Consider the following 17,980-nt stretch of genomic DNA (forward strand, 5'->3'; position numbering starts at 1 on the left):
TTCGAGCGGCGGACCTCGATCCGCCCGAACCCGGCGCTCAGCCATGCCGCAAGCAAAATGCCGAAGGCGCGGCGCTACCCAGTTGCGCGATCTGCTCAGGATGCAGTCGCGCCATCAACTCCACGAAGCTCGCCACACTGGCCGTGCGCAGCGGGTGGTAGTCGATCTGATGACGCTCGCAGACGCGTTTGAGCGTATTCATCGAATCATGATCGATGCAGTCCACCGGAAACACCACGATATCCGCGCCCGGCAACGCGGCCGCAAGCAAGCCTTTGCGATCTTCCAGACCGCCGTCATGCACCAGCAGTTCGCCGCCGGCCGCATCCACCAGACGCTTTAGCGCGGCGTTCGAGCCTGGCCTGCCACCCACATAAACGATCCGCTTGCCTTGCACGCTGTCGAGACTCGCCCGGCGCGCGCCGGCTCCGTTCGTGGCGTCGGCGGCGTCGACGGTCGCGCGTTCCAGCGCGTCGCATTCGCCTTGCACCAGCTTAAGTAATGCGAGCGCCTGATCGTGGCTTCGGCGCAGCGCCTGGGCGGCGTCCTGCTCCTGCAGCACGCGCTGCTCGGCGGCTTCGCGGCGGCTGGTGTGCAAGGCCACGCGCTGATCGGCGTCGCTCAGCCGCTCGCGTAGTTGCTGCGTCTCGGCGGCGAGAGCGGCGGCGTCGGCGGGAAGCTGACGGGCGGCGTTCGCGCTGAGTTGCGCAATCTGCTCGTTCAGTGCGGCGATCGATGCATCACGCTGCGCGCCCAGTTCGTGCAACCGGTTTTGCTGACGCTCGATTTTCTCTTTCAGCGCGGCATTTTCTTCTTCCAGCGCGACCAGCCGGCGAATATCCGCGCGGTTCGCCGCGCCGACCAGATGCGACAGCATATGCAGGTCGCCGAATGCTTTCTGACGCACGGGCAAGGTTGCGTGCCGGTGCGTCATCAACGCCCAGTACGCCGGCGGAATGTCGCCGTTCTTTAAAGCCTCGTCCCACAACTTCAGCAACTCGACGTCGTCGCCGGCCTGCTCGAAGCGGCGGATCGCCGTCGCATAGTGTTCGTCGAGCGACTTGTGCAGCGCCTTGGCGCATGCGCCGCCCTCAATCGCCAGTTCGACCGCGGCGTGATGAATGTCGAGGTCGCTGGCGTCGCGGCGATCGAGATTCGTGAATTTGGGGATCAGCTTGCGCAGTTCCTGCGTGCTCAGGCAGGTGCCGATGATGGAGCAATGCAGATGGCCGTCGAGTTCGGCGAGGCGCGCGCGTCGCTGGGTGTCCGCTCGAGGCGGCGGCGCGTTGTTGGGCGTACAGCATGCGTCGGCGGTATGCATGCCGGCGTGCGCAAGTTCGTCGCCGGACAGTTTCAGACGCGAGGGCTGGGCGAGGCGAAACGGGGGCGTGTGCATGAAATCCTCGAATCCGGTTCGGGGTCAGTCGTGCTCGACGTGAACTTGACGCGCGCGCGGCAGGTTGGCCGTGCACACCGCGACGGGTGCATGCTGTTCGAGGACATGGCCAACGCAGAGGCCGATAAAAGCGGTATCGAGCCGTTCAAGCGCCGCCACGACTTTGCGCAGCGCGGCCAGATCGTTGCTGAACGCGTCCGAGAAAATCGCGTCGCGCAATTGTTCGGCCGAACGGGCTTCCTCGATCGCGGCTTTCAGGTCGTGCAGACGCGCGAATCCGACCGCCCGGGCCCGCTCGGCGAGGATCGACAGCAACTGGTTCAGCGAATGCGAGCCCGAGGTGCCGACCGACGCGAAGTTGAGCTGGTCGTTGGTCAGCATCAGCACGAAGCGTTGCACGCTGCCGTACAGGCGCCGGTAAGCATCGACGACGTCGCGGATCGATTCGGCACGGCCGCGCTCGGACGCCGATTTCACCGCGACGATCGTCGACGAAATCTCGTTCGCAAAGCGTTGACGGCTTTTGGCCGGGTCGGACGGAGTGGATCGGCTGCGCACCGCTAGGGGCTCCTGCTGGCTGGTTGGGCGTCAAGGGTCGGCGGGGCGATGGACCAGGCTGGAGAACCAGCAGCCACGCGGCATCAAGCCGACCGTGATATTCGACAGGATATAACGAAAGGCGATCAGAGTGTGGATCGGAACGAGCGTTCGGTTTGGGTTTGGGCGATGCGTATGCCGGGTTTGAGACGCGGTTGAGCCGCGTTCATGCCTTGGGGGTGCTGCCGGTTATGCCGCGCGCATGCCCTGGTGATGCGGTCTCTATCCCTTGCGCGCGAAGTCCAGAAACGCTTTCACCGCCGCCGTTTTTTCATACTTCCGGTAGGCAATGGCGATTTCCGACGCGATCGCCTTGCCGGCGATATCGCGGTACACGACCCCAGGCAACGCGATGCATTCGGCCAGTGTTTGCGGCACCACCGCGACCTTGCCGCCCAGCGAGACGCAGGCCAGCACGGACGCGAGCGTGCCGGGCCGGGGTCCGAGGCGCGGTGAGAAGCGCCCGCGCCGCGCCACTTCGAAGGTGGGCGCCTCCTGTTCCGGCAGCACGAACCACTGGTCGTGCAGTTGCGTGGGTTTGACGCTTGCCGACGCGGCCAGCGGGGAGTCCGCCGGGATGGCCAGCACGAAGCGGTCGCGATGCACGGTGGCGGCCTGAATACCGTCCGCGAGCGGCATGGGCGGACGGACGTAGGCGGCGTCGAGCAGGCCGTCCTGCAACATGGCGGCGACGCCGTCCATCGGCACCTCGCGAATCGAAATCTCGACGCCCGGATGCGTCACGCGAAAGCCGCCGACCGAGCGTTGCAACACGCCCGCATAAACCGCCGACGCCACGTAGCCGACTTCGATCCGCCCCAGTTCGCCGCGCTCGGCGAGCAGCGCGCGTTCTTCGCCGCGAGCGAGGTGGTCGAGCGCGGTGAGCGCCTCGGCGAGGTAGGCGTTGCCGGCCGCGCTCAGCGCCACCGAGCGTTTGGTGCGATGAAAGAGCCGCACGCCGAGCAGGTGTTCGGCTTCCTGGATCAGCTTGGTCAGCGACGGCGCGGCGATGCCCAGTTCGTCGGCGGCGCGCGAGAAATGCAGCAGTCTCGCGACGCAAACGACGGCGCGGATATGGCGGAGTTCGAGTTGGCGCATGGGTTTTTGTATTGCATTCAAGGCTAATTATTTAGCGATTCTATGTCAATGACAGGAAATACACGCCTCGTTACGATGAGATCACTTCATTCCCCGTTAGCTAGACACCGCGCTCATGCCACCTGATTCCGCCCACGCCACGACGCCCACAACCAGACCCGCGCCGGCCGCCAACCCCGCCTTCATCCTCGCCACCGCCTCCGCGACCTGCGCGCTGATCGTGCTCGACACCAACGTCGTCGCCGTCTCGCTGCCGTCGATCGCGCGCTCGTTCCACGCGAGTTTCGCCGACGTCGAATGGGTCGTCAGCGCCTATATGGTCGCGTTCGCCTCGTGTCTGCTGCCTGCCGGCGGTCTGGCCGACCGCCTCGGCCGCAAGAAAATGCTGTTGCTCGGGCTTGCCGTGTTCTTTCTGGCGTCGCTCGGGTGCGGGGTGGCGCCGTCCGCGCTGTTCCTGAACCTCGCGCGCGCGGTCAAGGGCGTGGGCGCGGCGATGTTGCTCACCGCGGCGCTCGCGGTGATCGCGAACACCTTCCACGAAGGCCCGGCTCGGGTGCGTGCATGGGCCGTGTGGGGCACCTGCATGGGACTGGCCACCACCGTCGCGCCGCTGGTCGGCGGCGTGATCACGCAATGGCTCGGCTGGCGCTGGATCTTTCTGCTGAATCTGCCGGTGTGCGCGGTGCTGGCGTGGTGCGCGTCGCGCGCGATCGTCGAATCGCGCAATCCGCAGCGCGGTCCGCTCGACCTCGCCGGTGGCGTCCTGTTCGGATCGGCGCTGTCGCTTGGCATCTGGGCCTTGATCGAAGTGCCCGCCGATGGCCTCGCGAGCTGGCCCACCGCCGCCAGGCTTGCAGCGTGCGGGCTGCTGCTCGGCTGGTTCGTGCAGCTTCAGCGCGTGCGGGCGCACGCCATGGTCGATCTCGCGCTGTTCCGCCAGCGGCGTTTCGTCGCCGCCGTGCTCGCGATGTTCGGTTACGCCGCCTGCGCGCAGGTCATGATGACGTTCCTGCCGCTGTATCTGCAGAACGCCTTCGGCCTGTCGGCGGTGGCGGCGGGCGTCGGCATGCTGCCGTTCGCGCTGGCGATGGTGGTCGGGCCGTACATCGGCGCGGCCCTCGGCAAACGCTTTTCGGCGATGGCGGTGCTGGCGGGCGGTTTGCTGCTGATCGCGCTGGGCAATCTGTTGACGGCGCTGGTGGCCGGTGACGAGCGCTATGCGCTGGTCGCGCTCGGCATGATCGTCACGGGACTAGGTGCCGGGATTCTGAACGGCGACACCCAGAAGGCGATCATGGCGTGCGTGCCGCCGGACCGCACCGGCATGGCGTCCGGCATCAGCACGACCACGCGTTTTACCGCGATCGTGACCTCGGTCGGCGTGCTCGGCGCGGTGCTCGCGGCCCGCACCCACGCGGCTTTCATCGCCGATACGCCGCTCACGCCCGAAGTCAGGGCCGCGCTCGACACCGGCTTCATGTCCCGCGTGCTGGCAGGCGATACGACGCAAGCCACCGCGCATATGGCGCCGGTTGTTCGGGCCACGCTGATGTCGGCGGCGCACGCGAGCTTTGCTAGTGGCTTTGCCGCCGCGCTGGGGTTGGCCGGGCTCGCTGCGGCGGCGATTGCCGCCGGTGTCTGGCTGCTGGGCGGCCGGGCCGAAGCGGCGCGGATGCGTGGGGCGGTGTCGAACGGCTAGAGCATGGCGAGGCTATCCAGCCCGCGCCGTTTTCCGATATCGTGTGCTGCGTGCTCGCGCCCGAATGACCGCGCAGCACGTCCGGACCCGCCTTCTTCGCTAATCCCGGCAACGCACAAGACGAAAAAATGAGCCATCCCAACATCGAAGTGATCGAGCGGTTTTACACGGCCTTCCAGCAGCGCGACGGCGAGGCCATGGCCGCCTGCTATGCCGACGACGTGGTCTTCAGCGACCCCGTCTTCGGCGAATTGCGCGGCGACGAAGCGCGCGACATGTGGCGCATGCTGGTGGCGCGCGCGCAGAACTTCTCGCTGACGTTCGACCACGTCGAGGCGGACGAGCACAACGGCCGCGCCCACTGGGTCGCCCGTTACCTGTTCAGCCAGACGGGCCGCGAGGTGGTCAACCGGATCGACGCGCGTTTCGTGTTTCGCGACGGCCGCATCGTCGAACATCGCGACAGTTTCGATGTGTGGCTCTGGTCGCGTCAGGCGTTGGGCGCCAAAGGGACGTTGCTCGGCTGGTCGCCGCTGGTGAAGCGCGCCATCCGCGCACAAGCGAAAAAAGGTCTGGCGCTTTATCGCGGCCGGCAGTTGCAGGGCTGAGCAACCACCGCTGCCGGCTGCCACCCATCCCACCTCCCGCTTGCCATGCGCCGGCGAGTTGATACAGTATTTCGTCACGCCGACGAAACGAGGGGATGTCATGCCAGTAGTGGATTCCGCCTGGGAAGAGTGGCTCAGCAGCAACGTGGCGCGCGGCTGCAGCGTGGATTCGATGATCGACTCGATGGTGCAGGCCGGTTTCACCACCGAGGCCGCACGCTCCGCCGTCCACAAGGCGTTCGGCCAGGAAGCGCAGGACGCCGGCGCGGCGTCGCTTGCCGCGACCGAGGCCGTGCTCGCCAAGACCGCGCCGCGCACCTATCACTACGACGAAGCGCCGGTCGCCGCCGGCAACGTGATCCGTGCCCACGACCGCGACGTGCGTGTAGTGATGCGCTGCGAGCGCCCGCAAGTCATCGTGTTCGCCGACGTGCTGTCGCCGGAAGAATGCGAGGAGATGATCGAGCGTTCGCGGCATCGGCTGAAACGCTCCACGATCGTCAATCCCGACACCGGCAAGGAAGACGTGATTCGCAACCGCACTAGCGAGGGCATCTGGTATCAGCGCGGCGAAGACGCGTTCATCGAGAAGCTGGACCGCCGCATCTCCAGCCTGATGAACTGGCCGGTCGAAAACGGCGAAGGGCTGCAGATTCTGCACTACGGCGTGACCGGCGAATACCGTCCGCATTTCGACTACTTCCCACCCGATCAACCCGGCAGCGCCGTGCATACCGCGCAGGGCGGCCAGCGTGTATCGACGCTGGTGATCTATCTGAACGACGTGCCCGACGGCGGCGAGACGATTTTCCCGGAAGCGGGTTTTTCGGTCGCGGCGAACCAGGGCGGCGCGGTGTATTTCCGTTACATGAACGGCCAGCGTCAGCTCGATCCGCTGACCTTGCACGGCGGCTCGCCCGTGCTCGGCGGCGACAAATGGATCATGACGAAGTGGATGCGCGAACGCGCCTACGGCTGACGTCGCGCGATCGACCCGACGTTCGACCCGTTATTCGACCGTCTGGCCGACCGTGATGGTGGCGGCGTCGGTCGAGCCGGCGAGCAGTTGTTTCAAGGCAGTGCGTCCGCTCGTGTAACCCATCCGCAGAATCATCAGGCCGATCGCGGCGCCGGCCACGTGGTCGAGCACCGCCACGCCGGCCAGACTGCCGGCCAGTCCCAACGTCGCGACCAGTGCCGACACCGCGTCCACGCGAGCGTGATAGGCACTGGCCAGCAGCATCGCCGAACCGGTGCGGCGGGCTTCGGCGCGCATGTAGCGAAACAGCGTTTCCTTGGCGAGCATCACGAAGCCGCTGATGGCGAGCGCGCCGATATGCATGGCGGTGCTGTCGGTCAGCGTCGACGTTTGCGCGATGCTGTTCCACAGCATTTCGATCGCCGTGACGCTCAGCACGGCGGCGATGAAGAGCGACGCCAGCGCCTGCTCGATGCCGTTGCCGGCGTCGCGCGGGGTGGTGCCGCGTTGTCGCGTGGTGAGGTAGAGCACGATCAGCACGACGCTGTCGGCGGCCAGATCGCTCAGCGTGTGGATGCCGTCGGCAAACAGTCCGTCCGAATGCGCCATCATGCCGATGGCGATTTGCATCGCGCAGAGGAAAGCGTTGAGCAGCGCGCTCGCGGAGGCGGCCTTAAACAAGGTGACCACCGGCAAGGGCAGGGCTGCGGCAGTCGCGCTCGAAAAGCTGGGACATGGGGTGGGGACCGTTTTTTCTGTTGTCGCAGCAAAGTACCGGGCGAACGTGGCACGGCGATGACAGCGGTCCGATGGTGCTCAGTCCGTCTTGTAGATAGCCGGGTTATGCAATTCCATATAACGCTCCGGATTCGCCAGGCCGGTGAAGCCATGCGGCGCGTACACGTGATGCGCATCGCTCGTGACCAGCACGATGCGTCGCAAACCGGTGAGCGAGGGGCTCGCGAAAACGTGCTTCAGCAGCGCGGACGCGACGCCCTGGCCGCGATAGGCCGGCAACACGAAGACATCGCACAGGTACGCGAAGGTGGCTTCGTCCGTGACGAGGCGCACGAACGCGATCTGTTTGCCGTCGAGATAGCCGCCGAAACAGAGCGAGCCCGCGACGGCGCGCTCGAAGGTGTCGCGCGGCATGCCTTTGGCCCACGGCGTGTGTTGCGTCAGGAAGGTGTAGACCATCTCGACGTCGAGATCGGCCTTGTTGTTCGAGATGGTCAATTCGTTCGATTGCACCGCGTGTCTCCTTTTGCTTTGTCGACGCACCCAAAAAAATACGGCGGTGCTCCGTTTCGCGCACCGCCGCATCAGATCACTGCCTCAGGCTATGACGCGCAACGCGCTCGCCGTCAACTCTTCGCGGGATCTTCATTGCCGCGCGAGCCGCCGCCGATGCTTTGCCCCGCGTTATGCGGCAGACCCCAGTAGCCGATCACGGACACCAGCGTCAGCACGCCGGCGAACAGAAACGCCAGGCGGAAATCGTCGAGCGTGAACACGCGGCCCGTCGTCTCGCCGTTGAAGAACGCCGCCGCCCGCAGTGACACCGCGCCGAACGCGATGCCCAGGCCGATCGTCATCTGCGCCGCGGCGCTCCACAGCGTGCTGGCCGCGCTCATCTGCGGTTGCGCGACGTCGGCATAGGCGAGGGTGGCGAGCGTGGAAAATTGCATGGAGCGCGCCACGCCGTAGACGAACACGACGATCAGCACCAGCGCGAGCGGCACGTTCGGCGTCAGCAGCCCACAGGCGACGATGAACAGGCCCGCGACCGTCACATCCACGATCGACACCATGCGGAAGCCGTAGCGCTGCAGAATGCGCGTGGTCAGCGCCTTCATGCCGAGGTTGCCGAGCGCGCTCGCGAGCAGCAACAACCCCGACTTGAACGCGGACAGGCCGAAGCCGACCTGGAACAGCAGCGGCATCAGATACGGCACCGCGCCGATGCCGATCCGCGTGAACGAGCCGGTCACGACGGTCACGGAAAAAGTCGGAATCTTCAGCGTGGACACGTCGATCAGCGGATGCGGATGACGCCTGGCATGCTGGAACGCCACGATGCCCGTCAGCAAGCCGAACAGCACGACCGCGCCCGCGACCCAGGGGTTTTCGCCGGGCTGGCTCGCCAGTTCCGCGCCGTACAGGATCGCGGTGAGCGTCGTGCCGCTGAGCAGCAGGCCGACCACGTCGAGCGGTTTGCGCTCCGTGCCGCGCAGGTTCGGCACCAACGCGAGCGCCACCGCCATGACCGCGATGCCGAACGGCACGTTGAGCAGAAAGATCCAGCGCCACGACGCGTAAGTCGTGATGAAGCCGCCGACCGGCGGTCCGACCACCGGCGCGGCGATCGCCGGCCACGTGATGGTGGAGATGGCCTGCATCATGCGGCTTTTCTCGGTGCTGCGAACCACGATCAGGCGGCCCACCGGCACCATCATCGCGCCGCCGATCCCTTGCAGCAGACGCGCCGCGGTAAATTCGGCGACGTTCTGCGACAGCCCGCACAACACCGAGGCCACCGTGAACACGCCGATCGCGCTGAAGAACACCGTGCGCGACCCGCAGCGATCGGCGACCCAGCCGCTCACCGGGATAAAGATCGCCAGCGCCAGCATGTAGGCCGTCATGCCGAGACTGAGGCTGTTGGGACCGACGCCGAACGAGTGCGCCATCTGCGGCAGCGCGGTGGCGATCACCGTCGTGTCGAGATATTCCATGAAGAAGGTCGCCGCGACGATGTACGGCAGCCAGCCAATGTGCGAATTGCGTGCGCCGCTTGCGGTCATTGCCCGACCCTCGTGGCTTGCGTGCGACGTGCAACGAGGGCGTGCGGGACGCGCGAAAGGCGAGCGCGATTCTGAATTGGCTTCATGTTCTTGCAACTACCTTACGAAAGCGGGTTTCCGGCATGCGGACAGGGACGAGCGGTGAGATGGCGGCCCATACGGTGACGTACCGGTAGAAACAGGGCGCATGGCCGCCAGCCTTGAATCGTAACGCAACCGACCCGCTTGTATCGCCGGGGATTGCCGTATTCAAGGCGGATGCCGGGCCGACCGCAAGCCTGCGACGGCCCGCCGGCTCCCCGCTTACCTCTCGCCTCAGTCCTTCGCGGCGTACTCGCGGTCCAGCTTGTCGTACAGCGGCTTGTTGACGAGCCGCTGACGTTCGCTGAACGGCGCCACCAGCGTGGCGTCCTCGTCGAGACGGCCGTTACTCTTCAGCGTGCCCAGCGCGCGCTGCATGCCGAGCACCGCGCCCTGCAGCGCCGCGTTCGCATACAGCACGATGCCGTAGCCGAGTTTCGCCAGCGCTTCGCGCGACTGCACCGGCGTCTTGCCGCCAATCACGATGTTGATGAGTTGCGGCGTGTCGAACAGCGCCGGCAGTCGTTCGATATCGGCCAGCGATTCGGTTGCCTCGATAAACAGAATGTCGGCACCGGCTTCGATAAAGCGATGGCCGCGCTCGATCGCGTCTTCGATACCGTGGACCGCGGTCGCGTCGGTGCGCGCCATGATCTGCAGATTGCCGTCTTCGCGGGCGTCGACGGCCGCGCGGATCTTGCCGACCATCTCGCTCGCGCTGACCACTTCCTTGCCGGCAAAGTGGCCGCATTTCTTCGGCATGATCTGGTCTTCGAACTGAATCACGTCGGCGCCGCTGCGTTCGAGGACGCGCACGGTCTGGCGCACGTTCAGCGCATTGCCGAAGCCGGTGTCGGCGTCGACGATCAGCGGCAGCGCGACGGCGTCGCGAATCCGCGCCGTGTGCTCGGCGACTTCCGCGAGACCGATGAAGCCGAGGTCGGGCAGGCCCAGCGACATATTGGTGACGCCCGCGCCGGTAATGTAGATCGCCTCGAAACCGGCGTCTTCGATGACGCGTGCGCTCATCGCATTGAAAGCGCCGGGCACGAGCAGGCCTTGGCGTTCGTTGACTCGGGCGCGGAACGCGGCGCGACGGATGGCGGAAGTGGTCATGACGGTGTGTCTCCAGTTGGAAATGTGAGTAACGGAATCTGGACGTAACTTTGCAGGAACCATGCCATTGCTGTTTGGTTGAGACTTTGTGCCGAACGATCAACGGATTAGGTGAAAAACGAGGCGTGCGGCGGTTCGTGGCACAATGCACAGACCGTTCCATGAAACGTTTCATGGAACGTTTCATATCTGGAGCGGAGGGCCGTGGTGTCCACTTTCACGTCGTCCCTGGCGGCGCCGCAGTCGGGCCGGCCGGGCGTTGCACTGGTGAGTATCAGCCGGTTGCAATCGCTTTGCGAGACCGTCGCGCCGCGTTACGCGGAGCGCGCGCGCTTCTTTTCGGTGCGCGAGGGCTACGGCGCGGCCGTCACGGCCTTGCAGGCCTATGTGGACGCGGGCGCCGTCGACGTCGTGCTGGCCGCGGGGTCGAACGGCGCCTATCTGCGCGACAACCTGAACGTGCCGGTCGTGATGGTCAAGGTGAACGGCTTCGACGTGTTGAGCGCGATTACCCGCGCCACCACCACGTGGCCTGGCGCGCAGATTGGCTTGATGCTGCACGAGACGATCTCGCACGAGCTGGCGGACCTGAGCGCGTGGCTGAAAGTCGGTCTGAAGCAGCGCGCCTACCGGTCGATCGACGAAGTGCGGCTCGCCGTCGCCAATCTGGCCGCGGAGGGCTGCAGTGTCATCATCGGTCCCGGCATGGCCTGCGACGTCGCGCAGCAGGCGGGACTGGCCAGCGTGTTTCTGTACTCGCTCGGCGCGGTCGAGGAAGCGTTCGAGCGCTCGGTGGAACTGGCGCGCGTAAGCCGGCAGAAGGAAGCGAAGCGCGAGCGGCTGAATACGATCGTCGGCCATCTGCGCGACGGGGTGGCTGCCTTCGACGAAGCCGGCCAGCTCGAGGCGGTCAACCCGGCCATGCTCGATCTGCTCGGCTTCGATGCCCCGAAAGACTTGCTGCTGGCCGGCCGCGAACGGGACGTGGCCGCGCAGGTGTCGCAGGCCGTCGGGCCGCTGCTGCGCGAAATGCTCGAACAGGGCCAGCCGATCGACGAGCGTGTCGAACAGATCGGCGGCCGGGCGCTGATCGTCAACTGTGTGCCGGTCGTGGAGCAGGGCGTGCGCTCGGGGGCGGTCGTGACGTTGCAGGATGCGCTGGTCGCACAGCGGATCGACCGTTCGCTGCGCACCAGTCAACGGCCGAAACATCTGGTCGCGCGGCATCAGCTGGACGATCTGGTCGGCGCTTCGGCGGCGCTCGAGCGGGTGCGGCGGCTAGCCCGGGCAGGCGCGGCGCACGACGCCACCGTGCTGCTCACCGGCGAGAGCGGCACCGGCAAGGAGCTGGTCGCACAGGGCATTCACAACGCGAGCCGGCGGCGCGGCAATCCGTTCGTCGCGTTCAATTGCGCGGCGTTGCCCGAGGGGCTGATCGAAAGCGAACTGTTCGGCCATGAAGAGGGCGCGTTCACCGGCGCGCGGCGCGGCGGCAAACCCGGCCTGTTCGAAATTGCGCATACCGGCACCATTTTTCTCGACGAAATCGGCGAAATGCCCGCGGCGTTGCAAAGCCGGCTGCTGCGCGTGCTGCAGGAGCGCGAGGTGATGAAACTGGGCGCCGGGCGCGCCACGCCGGTCGACGTGCGGGTGATCGCCGCGACCCATCGCGATCTCCATACGCTGGTCGAGCAGGGCGTGTTTCGCGCGGATCTGTACTTTCGGCTGAATCTGCTTCAGATAGAATTGCCGCCGCTGCGCGCCCGGCGCGGCGATGTCGCCCAACTGGCGCGGCACCTGTTGAGCCGCGGCGCGCTCCAATATGGTTTGTCGGACGCCGCGTTGGACCGGGTGCTGGCGTTTCTCGCACCGTTGTTCGACGGCTATGCGTGGCCCGGCAATGTGCGGGAGCTGGAAAATCTGCTGGCGCGCGCCGCGATTTATCTGGGCGATGCCACCATGGCGACGGCTGCCCGCCCGGTTGACAGGGCTGCGGCGCAAGGCGGCGAAGACTGGCAGGCGGTGTTCCCCGAATTCGGGCGGATGGCGCGGGCAGGGGCAGCGGACCTTGTTCAGCGCGATCCTCGATCCATCGCCAACCCGGCTTCGGCCCGCGCCACGCCAACCCGCGACGAGGTTATGCGCGCCCTCGACGAAGCGGGCGGCAATCGCGCCGCGGCAAGCCGGGCGCTGGGGATCGGTCGCACCACCCTGTGGCGCCTGATGAAAGGCTGAGCCGACGCAATAGCCTGCGGCGGCGCAACAAATAGTGTAAAACTATCGCAATTATTGAAACACTCCACTTTACCTATTAAGCGTCGTCTGACATACTGACTCCACTTTCCAACCACTCCGAAAGAGGACTCAGTAAATGCCGATCATCAATAGTCAAGTCAAACCGTTCAAGGCGCAGGCTTATCACAATGGCGATTTCAAGACCGTCACGGAAGAAAGCCTGAAGGGCAAGTGGTCGGTGTTCGTTTTCTATCCGGCTGACTTCACGTTTGTCTGCCCGACCGAACTGGGTGACCTGGCCGACCGTTACGACGAATTCAAGAAGCTGGGCGTTGAAATCTACAGCGTGTCGACCGACACGCACTTCACGCACAAGGCATGGCACGACACGTCGGACACGATCCAGAAGATCAAGTACCCGATGCTGGCCGACCCGACGCTGGCAATTTCGCGCAACTTCGACGTGCTGATCGAAGAAGAAGGCCTGGCACTGCGCGGCACGTTCGTGATCAACCCGGAAGGCGAGATCAAGCTGAGCGAAGTGCACGACAACGGCATCGGCCGTGACGCAGGCGAACTGCTGCGCAAGGTGCAAGCTGCGCAATACGTCGCGGCTCACCCGGGTGAAGTGTGCCCCGCCAAGTGGACGCCGGGCGCAGAAACGCTGACGCCGTCGCTGGACCTGATCGGCAAGATCTAAGGTCTCCAGACCGCTGGTAGCACCCGCAACAAGCGCCTCACGGCGTGTCACCGTGCGGACGGTTCATTAGAACGGTTCGCACGTCCCCGGGCCGTACCTTCCTCTCTGGATGTGTGCGGCGCCGGGAACCCAATACCCATCGCCACGGAATCGAATCGCCATGCTTGATGCCAATCTCAAGACTCAGTTGAAAACGTACCTCGAAAAGGTTAGTAACCCTATCGAGATCGTCGCGTCGCTCGACGACAGCGCAAAATCGCAAGAGCTGCTGGCATTGCTGAACGATATCGCGACGCTGTCGGAACGCGTCACCGTGATCGAACGTCGCGGCGACAGCGAGCGCAAGCCGTCGTTCTCGATCGGCAACCCGGGCAAGGAAACGGGCATCCGTTTCGCCGGCATTCCGATGGGGCATGAATTCACGTCGCTCGTGCTGGCGCTGCTGCAGGTGGGCGGCCATCCGGTCAAACTCGAGGATTCGGTCATCGAACAGATCCGCAATCTCGACGGCGACTATCAATTCGAAACGTATTTTTCGCTGTCATGCCAGAACTGCCCGGAAGTCGTCCAGGCGCTGAACGTGATGGCGTTGATCAACCCGCGCATCCGCCACGTGGCGATCGACGGTGCGCTGTTCCAGAACGAAGTCGAAGCGCGCCAGATCATGGCGGTACCGACCATGTTCATGAACGGCGAAGTGTTCGGCCAGGGCCGCAGCGGCGTGAAGGAAATTCTCGCCAAACTCGACACCAATGCCGGTGCGCGGGCTGCGAAGGAACTGGAAAAGAAGCCGGTGTTCGACACGCTGATCGTCGGCGGCGGACCGGCGGGTGCGGCAGCGGCGATTTACTCGGCGCGCAAGGGGATTGTGACCGGCGTCGTGGCGGAACGCTTCGGCGGCCAGGTGCTCGATACGCTGGCCATCGAAAACTTCGTCTCGGTCACGGAAACCGAGGGGCCGAAGTTCGCCACGGCGCTCGAACAGCACGTCAAGACGTATGAAGTCGACATCATGGACGTGCAGCGCGCCGAAGCGCTGATCCCGGGCCGCATCAACGAAGTGCGCCTGGCCAACGGCGCGGTGCTCAAGGCGAAGACCATCATTCTGGCGACGGGTGCGCGCTGGCGCGAAATCAACGTGCCGGGCGAGCGTGAGTACCGCAATCACGGCGTGGCGTACTGCCCGCATTGCGATGGTCCGCTGTTCAAGGGCAAGCGCGTCGCGGTGATCGGCGGCGGCAATTCGGGTGTCGAAGCGGCTATCGACCTTGCCGGGATCGTGCGTGAAGTGACGCTGTTCGAATTCGGCGCCACGCTGCGTGCCGACGAAGTGCTGCAACGCAAGCTGCGCAGCCTGGCCAACGTGACGATCGTCACGCAGGCACAGACCACGGAAATCACCGGCGACGGCAAGAAGGTCAACGGTCTGGTCTATAAGGATCTGCGTTCGGACGAAGTGAAAACGATCGAACTCGAAGGCGTATTCGTGCAGATCGGTCTCGTGCCGAACACCGAGTGGCTCAAGGGCACGGTCGAGCTGTCGAAGCACGGCGAGATCGTGGTCGACGCCCGCGGCGCGACGTCGGTGCCGGGCGTGTTCGCCGCGGGCGACGTCACCACTGTGCCGTTCAAGCAGATCGTGATTGCGGTGGGCGAGGGCGCGAAGGCATCGCTGAGCGCTTTTGATCACCTGATCCGTCATAGCGAAGAGCTCGAGGCGGTGAGTGAGGTCGAGGCGGAAGCGGCGGTCTGACGGTGGCGTGAGGTTGGATGAGTGGTGCGCGGCGGCCTTCGGGCCGCCGTTTTTGTTTGGAGGATTGGGTTCGTCTTGCCAGGACGAATCGTTTTCGCACCCGCTCGCGCGTAGTTTGCGGTGCGATCACCTGAACCCGGGCAATCGCGGCCAGGCGGCAGCACCTCGCACTTACCAGCCCATAACCTCCTTCCCAAACACCCGTTTCATTCATCCGCTCGACCCCGCGTCAACAAGCCTCGTCGACCGTTGCGCTGTTTGGAGACTCCCACCTGGCTCAATTCCTTGGCGATCTCACGCTCCAGGCCATATAAATCTGAAAGTCGGAAAAAGTCCTGCCGACCTGTGCGCCGGCCATCGGGCCATACGCGCACAAGCGCGACATAAAAAAGGAGGGAGACAATGGCAACATCGCAAGCGGCCCCCGCGCGGTGGGTCGACGGCAAACGCTATTTATGGCTGCTCGGCGCGCTCACGATCACGTTGCCGCTGCATGCCGCGAATCTGGCATTGCAAACCGGTTGGCATATTTTCTGGTGGTTCGGTCCGATCTTCGTGTTCGGCATCATCCCGCTGCTCGACTATCTGATCGGCGACGATCCCAGCAACCCGCCCGAGGATGTCGTCCCGACGCTCGAGCGTGAGCGCTATTACCGGCGCGTCGTTTATCTCGCCACGTTCATCGAATACGTGTCGTTCTTCGGCGCGGTGTGGATTGTCGGCACGCACGCCCTGACGTGGTACGACTATCTCGGCTTCGCGCTGTCGCTGGGCGCGGCGACCGGCGTGTCGATCAACACGGCGCATGAACTCGGCCACAAAACCGATCGTTTCGAGCGCTGGCTTGCCAAAATCACGCTGGCGCCGGCCTGCTACGGGCATTTCTTCGTCGAACACAATCGCGGACATCATGTGCGGGTGGCGACGCCGCCCGATCCCGCCAGCGCCCGCTACGGCGAATCGTTCTGGGCGTTCCTGCCGCGCACGGTGTTCGGCAGTATCGCGTCCGCCTGGCGGCTCGAAAAACACCGTCTCGAACGGCTCGGCAAATCACCGTGGACGTGGCGCAATGAAGTCCTGCATTCGTGGGCGATGACGGCGGTGCTGTGGGGCGGCCTGATCGCGCTGTTCGGCAAGACGATCGTTCCGTTCCTGGTGATCCAGGCGATGTACGGTGCGTCGCTGCTCGAAGTGGTCAATTATCTGGAGCACTACGGCCTGGGTCGCAAGCAACTCGCGAGCGGCCGTTACGAGCGCTGCCAGCCGCAGCACTCGTGGAACAGTAACCGTATCGTGACAAATCTGTTTCTGTACCAGTTGCAGCGTCACGCCGATCATCACGCGAATCCGACGCGCTCGTATCAGGCACTACGGCATTTCGACGGCGCGCCGCAATTACCGTCCGGCTATGCCACGATGATCATGTTCGCGTACGTGCCACCGTTGTGGTTCCGTGTGATGAACCCGCGCGTCGTCGCGCATTATCACGGCGACATGGCGCAGTCGAATATTCGTCCTGCGATCCGCGAGCGGGTGCTGGCGCAATTCGCGGGGTAGTCGGCAACACGGAAAAAGCCGCCCGGTCAGTTCACCGGGCGGCTTTTTTATCGACGAACCAACTTACAACAGCAACCCGCACTTACCGCCGATCGATCGAATACTTGCCCGCGCCGGTCACAACCAGTAACAGCAAACCGCCGATGATGCTGATGTTCTTATAGAAGTGGATCATGTTGTCGTACTGCATGGCGCCGGTCATGTTCCAGTAGTGGTGGCCGATAATCGCGGTGCCGAGCGTATAGACGGCGAGCAGCAGCGCAAGCGGCCGGGTAAGGAAGCCGAGCAGCAGCGCGACACCCACGACGAACTCCATCACCACGGCGATCACCGCCGACAATTCGGGCACCGGCGCGCCGCTCGACGTCATATAAGCGACCGTGCCGGAAAAGCCGGTCAGCTTCGACCAGCCGAACATCACGAACAGCACCATCAACAGCACACGGGCGACGAGAATGATCCCGTCTTTCTGGTTTTCAAATAGTGTGTAGCGCATGATTTTTCTCGATTCAAATTTTGAAAGCAGGGAAGTGAGGCGGCTCGCCGCCAACGCGTCGGCGAGCTGCCCTTAACAAACCGTGATGCGACTCAAGCCCACAGTGCCGACGTTTCGATGTTCCGCAAATCGAACACCAGCACTTCGGCATCCTGACCGTGCGTGAAGGTTAGCGACTTTTCATCGCGCACTCGCGCACCATCGCCCTCGCCGAACTCGACGCCGTTCACCGTCACGCTGCCGCGCGCTACGTGAATATACGCATAACGCTCGCTGCCCAACTCGAGCCGAGCCGTTTCGTCGCCATCGAACAAACCGGCGTAGACCCGCGCGTCCTGCTGCAACTCCAGCGAGCCGTCCGCGCCGTCCGGCGACATCACGAGGCGCAGCACACCGCGCTTTTCTTCCGCGCTGAAGTGGCGTTGCTGATAACGCGGCGCCGCACCGTTCTTCGACGGTGCGATCCAGATTTGCATGAAGTGCACCGGATCGGTCTTCGAGTGGTTGTATTCACTGTGCGCCACGCCGGTTCCCGCGCTCATCAACTGAATGTCGCCAGGCACGATCACCGATCCCGTGCCCATCGTGTCCTTATGTTCGAGCGCACCTTCCAGCACGTACGAAAAGATTTCCATGTCGCGGTGCGGGTGCTTGCCGAAACCTTGAGCGGGGGCGACACGGTCGTCGTTGATGACGAGCAGGTCGGAGAAGCCGTTCTGCTTCGGATCATGGTAGCTCGCGAAGGAAAACGTATGACGCGAGCTAAGCCAGCCGTGTTCTGCGCGGCCGCGTTGATTGGCGTGTCTGATATCGAGCATGGTTGTTCTCCTTGGGTTTGTGCGATCCGGCCAGTGGTTGGTC

Annotated in this window: 16 protein-coding genes; 7 read left to right on the top strand and 9 right to left on the bottom strand. The window is 64.5% G+C overall.

Features of this window, described 5'->3' with window-relative positions; genetic code table 11:
• Window positions 1-37: 37 nt before the first annotated feature.
• The 3 genes from B0G83_RS06000 to B0G83_RS06010 all read right to left on the bottom strand — a co-directional run bounded on the left by B0G83_RS06000 (window position 38) and on the right by B0G83_RS06010 (window position 3,091).
• Window positions 38-1,396, bottom strand: a complete 1,359-nt coding sequence (locus B0G83_RS06000) for a DUF2325 domain-containing protein (protein ID WP_105506447.1) — start codon at window positions 1,394-1,396, stop codon at window positions 38-40.
• Window positions 1,397-1,420: 24 nt separating this feature from the next.
• Window positions 1,421-1,954 (bottom strand): hypothetical protein, encoded by a 534-nt coding sequence (locus B0G83_RS06005; protein WP_258167730.1) that lies wholly within the window; start codon window positions 1,952-1,954, stop codon window positions 1,421-1,423.
• A 261-nt stretch (window positions 1,955-2,215) separates the two neighbouring features.
• Window positions 2,216-3,091, bottom strand: a complete 876-nt coding sequence (locus tag B0G83_RS06010) for a LysR family transcriptional regulator (protein WP_105506448.1) — start codon at window positions 3,089-3,091, stop codon at window positions 2,216-2,218.
• Window positions 3,092-3,206: 115 nt separating this feature from the next.
• Here B0G83_RS06010 and B0G83_RS06015 point away from each other — a divergent pair, with 115 nt between their 5' ends.
• The 3 genes from B0G83_RS06015 (at window position 3,207) to B0G83_RS06025 (ending at window position 6,377) form a co-directional block, all read left to right on the top strand.
• Window positions 3,207-4,790, top strand: coding sequence for an MFS transporter (locus B0G83_RS06015; RefSeq protein WP_105506449.1), 1,584 nt, complete (start codon window positions 3,207-3,209; stop codon window positions 4,788-4,790).
• Between the two features lie 128 nt (window positions 4,791-4,918).
• Complete coding sequence (locus B0G83_RS06020; RefSeq protein WP_105506450.1) at window positions 4,919-5,398, top strand: nuclear transport factor 2 family protein; 480 nt, start codon at window positions 4,919-4,921, stop codon at window positions 5,396-5,398.
• Between the two features lie 100 nt (window positions 5,399-5,498).
• Window positions 5,499-6,377 (top strand): 2OG-Fe(II) oxygenase, encoded by an 879-nt coding sequence (locus B0G83_RS06025; RefSeq protein ID WP_105506451.1) that lies wholly within the window; start codon window positions 5,499-5,501, stop codon window positions 6,375-6,377.
• Window positions 6,378-6,407: 30 nt separating this feature from the next.
• Here the strand turns inward: B0G83_RS06025 and B0G83_RS06030 are convergent, their stop codons facing one another.
• The 4 genes from B0G83_RS06030 to B0G83_RS06045 form a co-directional block, all read right to left on the bottom strand.
• The gene (locus B0G83_RS06030) at window positions 6,408-7,058 is read right to left on the bottom strand and encodes a cation diffusion facilitator family transporter (protein ID WP_105506612.1); all 651 of its coding nucleotides are present in this window, start codon (window positions 7,056-7,058) and stop codon (window positions 6,408-6,410) included.
• A 135-nt stretch (window positions 7,059-7,193) separates the two neighbouring features.
• A complete protein-coding gene (locus B0G83_RS06035) occupies window positions 7,194-7,628 on the bottom strand; it encodes a GNAT family N-acetyltransferase (RefSeq protein WP_105506452.1) in 435 nt (144 codons plus the stop codon).
• Between the two features lie 113 nt (window positions 7,629-7,741).
• Window positions 7,742-9,181 carry an MFS transporter gene (locus tag B0G83_RS06040; protein WP_105506453.1) on the bottom strand — a complete coding sequence of 480 codons (1,440 nt, stop codon included), beginning with the start codon at window positions 9,179-9,181 and terminating at the stop codon, window positions 7,742-7,744.
• Between the two features lie 315 nt (window positions 9,182-9,496).
• Complete coding sequence (locus B0G83_RS06045) at window positions 9,497-10,378, bottom strand: oxaloacetate decarboxylase (RefSeq protein ID WP_105506454.1); 882 nt, start codon at window positions 10,376-10,378, stop codon at window positions 9,497-9,499.
• Between the two features lie 207 nt (window positions 10,379-10,585).
• On the opposite strand from B0G83_RS06045, the gene prpR reads away from it, so the two are divergent.
• The 4 genes from prpR to B0G83_RS06065 all read left to right on the top strand — a co-directional run bounded on the left by prpR (window position 10,586) and on the right by B0G83_RS06065 (window position 16,623).
• Window positions 10,586-12,613, top strand: coding sequence for a propionate catabolism operon regulatory protein PrpR (prpR, locus tag B0G83_RS06050; protein ID WP_105506613.1), 2,028 nt, complete (start codon window positions 10,586-10,588; stop codon window positions 12,611-12,613).
• Window positions 12,614-12,749: 136 nt separating this feature from the next.
• The gene (gene ahpC, locus B0G83_RS06055; protein WP_105506455.1) at window positions 12,750-13,313 is read left to right on the top strand and encodes an alkyl hydroperoxide reductase subunit C; all 564 of its coding nucleotides are present in this window, start codon (window positions 12,750-12,752) and stop codon (window positions 13,311-13,313) included.
• 160 nt (window positions 13,314-13,473) lie between these two features.
• A complete protein-coding gene (gene ahpF, locus B0G83_RS06060; RefSeq protein ID WP_105506456.1) occupies window positions 13,474-15,066 on the top strand; it encodes an alkyl hydroperoxide reductase subunit F in 1,593 nt (530 codons plus the stop codon).
• A 402-nt stretch (window positions 15,067-15,468) separates the two neighbouring features.
• A complete protein-coding gene (locus tag B0G83_RS06065) occupies window positions 15,469-16,623 on the top strand; it encodes an alkane 1-monooxygenase (protein ID WP_105506457.1) in 1,155 nt (384 codons plus the stop codon).
• An 82-nt stretch (window positions 16,624-16,705) separates the two neighbouring features.
• Here B0G83_RS06065 and B0G83_RS06070 read toward each other — a convergent pair whose 3' ends face one another.
• Together B0G83_RS06070 and B0G83_RS06075 are read right to left on the bottom strand one after the other, a co-directional pair.
• Window positions 16,706-17,119 (bottom strand): DoxX family protein, encoded by a 414-nt coding sequence (locus B0G83_RS06070; protein ID WP_105506458.1) that lies wholly within the window; start codon window positions 17,117-17,119, stop codon window positions 16,706-16,708.
• A 92-nt stretch (window positions 17,120-17,211) separates the two neighbouring features.
• On the bottom strand, window positions 17,212-17,937 hold the full coding sequence (locus tag B0G83_RS06075; protein WP_105506459.1) for a pirin family protein: 726 nt from the start codon (window positions 17,935-17,937) through the stop codon (window positions 17,212-17,214).
• Window positions 17,938-17,980 lie beyond the last annotated feature (43 nt).

The sequence above is a fragment of the Paraburkholderia sp. BL21I4N1 genome (assembly GCF_002973525.1).
GTDB lineage: Bacteria > Pseudomonadota > Gammaproteobacteria > Burkholderiales > Burkholderiaceae > Paraburkholderia.

Coding starts and splice junctions, on each gene's coding strand:
- B0G83_RS06000 (WP_105506447.1), bottom strand. CDS start 1,396: ATGCACACGCCCCCGTTTCGCCTCGCCCAGCCCTCGCGTCTGAAACTG.
- B0G83_RS06010 (WP_105506448.1), bottom strand. CDS start 3,091: ATGCGCCAACTCGAACTCCGCCATATCCGCGCCGTCGTTTGCGTCGCG.
- B0G83_RS06015 (WP_105506449.1), top strand. CDS start 3,207: ATGCCACCTGATTCCGCCCACGCCACGACGCCCACAACCAGACCCGCG.
- B0G83_RS06020 (WP_105506450.1), top strand. CDS start 4,919: ATGAGCCATCCCAACATCGAAGTGATCGAGCGGTTTTACACGGCCTTC.
- B0G83_RS06025 (WP_105506451.1), top strand. CDS start 5,499: ATGCCAGTAGTGGATTCCGCCTGGGAAGAGTGGCTCAGCAGCAACGTG.
- B0G83_RS06040 (WP_105506453.1), bottom strand. CDS start 9,181: ATGACCGCAAGCGGCGCACGCAATTCGCACATTGGCTGGCTGCCGTAC.
- B0G83_RS06045 (WP_105506454.1), bottom strand. CDS start 10,378: ATGACCACTTCCGCCATCCGTCGCGCCGCGTTCCGCGCCCGAGTCAAC.
- ahpC (WP_105506455.1), top strand. CDS start 12,750: ATGCCGATCATCAATAGTCAAGTCAAACCGTTCAAGGCGCAGGCTTAT.
- ahpF (WP_105506456.1), top strand. CDS start 13,474: ATGCTTGATGCCAATCTCAAGACTCAGTTGAAAACGTACCTCGAAAAG.
- B0G83_RS06065 (WP_105506457.1), top strand. CDS start 15,469: ATGGCAACATCGCAAGCGGCCCCCGCGCGGTGGGTCGACGGCAAACGC.
- B0G83_RS06070 (WP_105506458.1), bottom strand. CDS start 17,119: ATGCGCTACACACTATTTGAAAACCAGAAAGACGGGATCATTCTCGTC.
- B0G83_RS06075 (WP_105506459.1), bottom strand. CDS start 17,937: ATGCTCGATATCAGACACGCCAATCAACGCGGCCGCGCAGAACACGGC.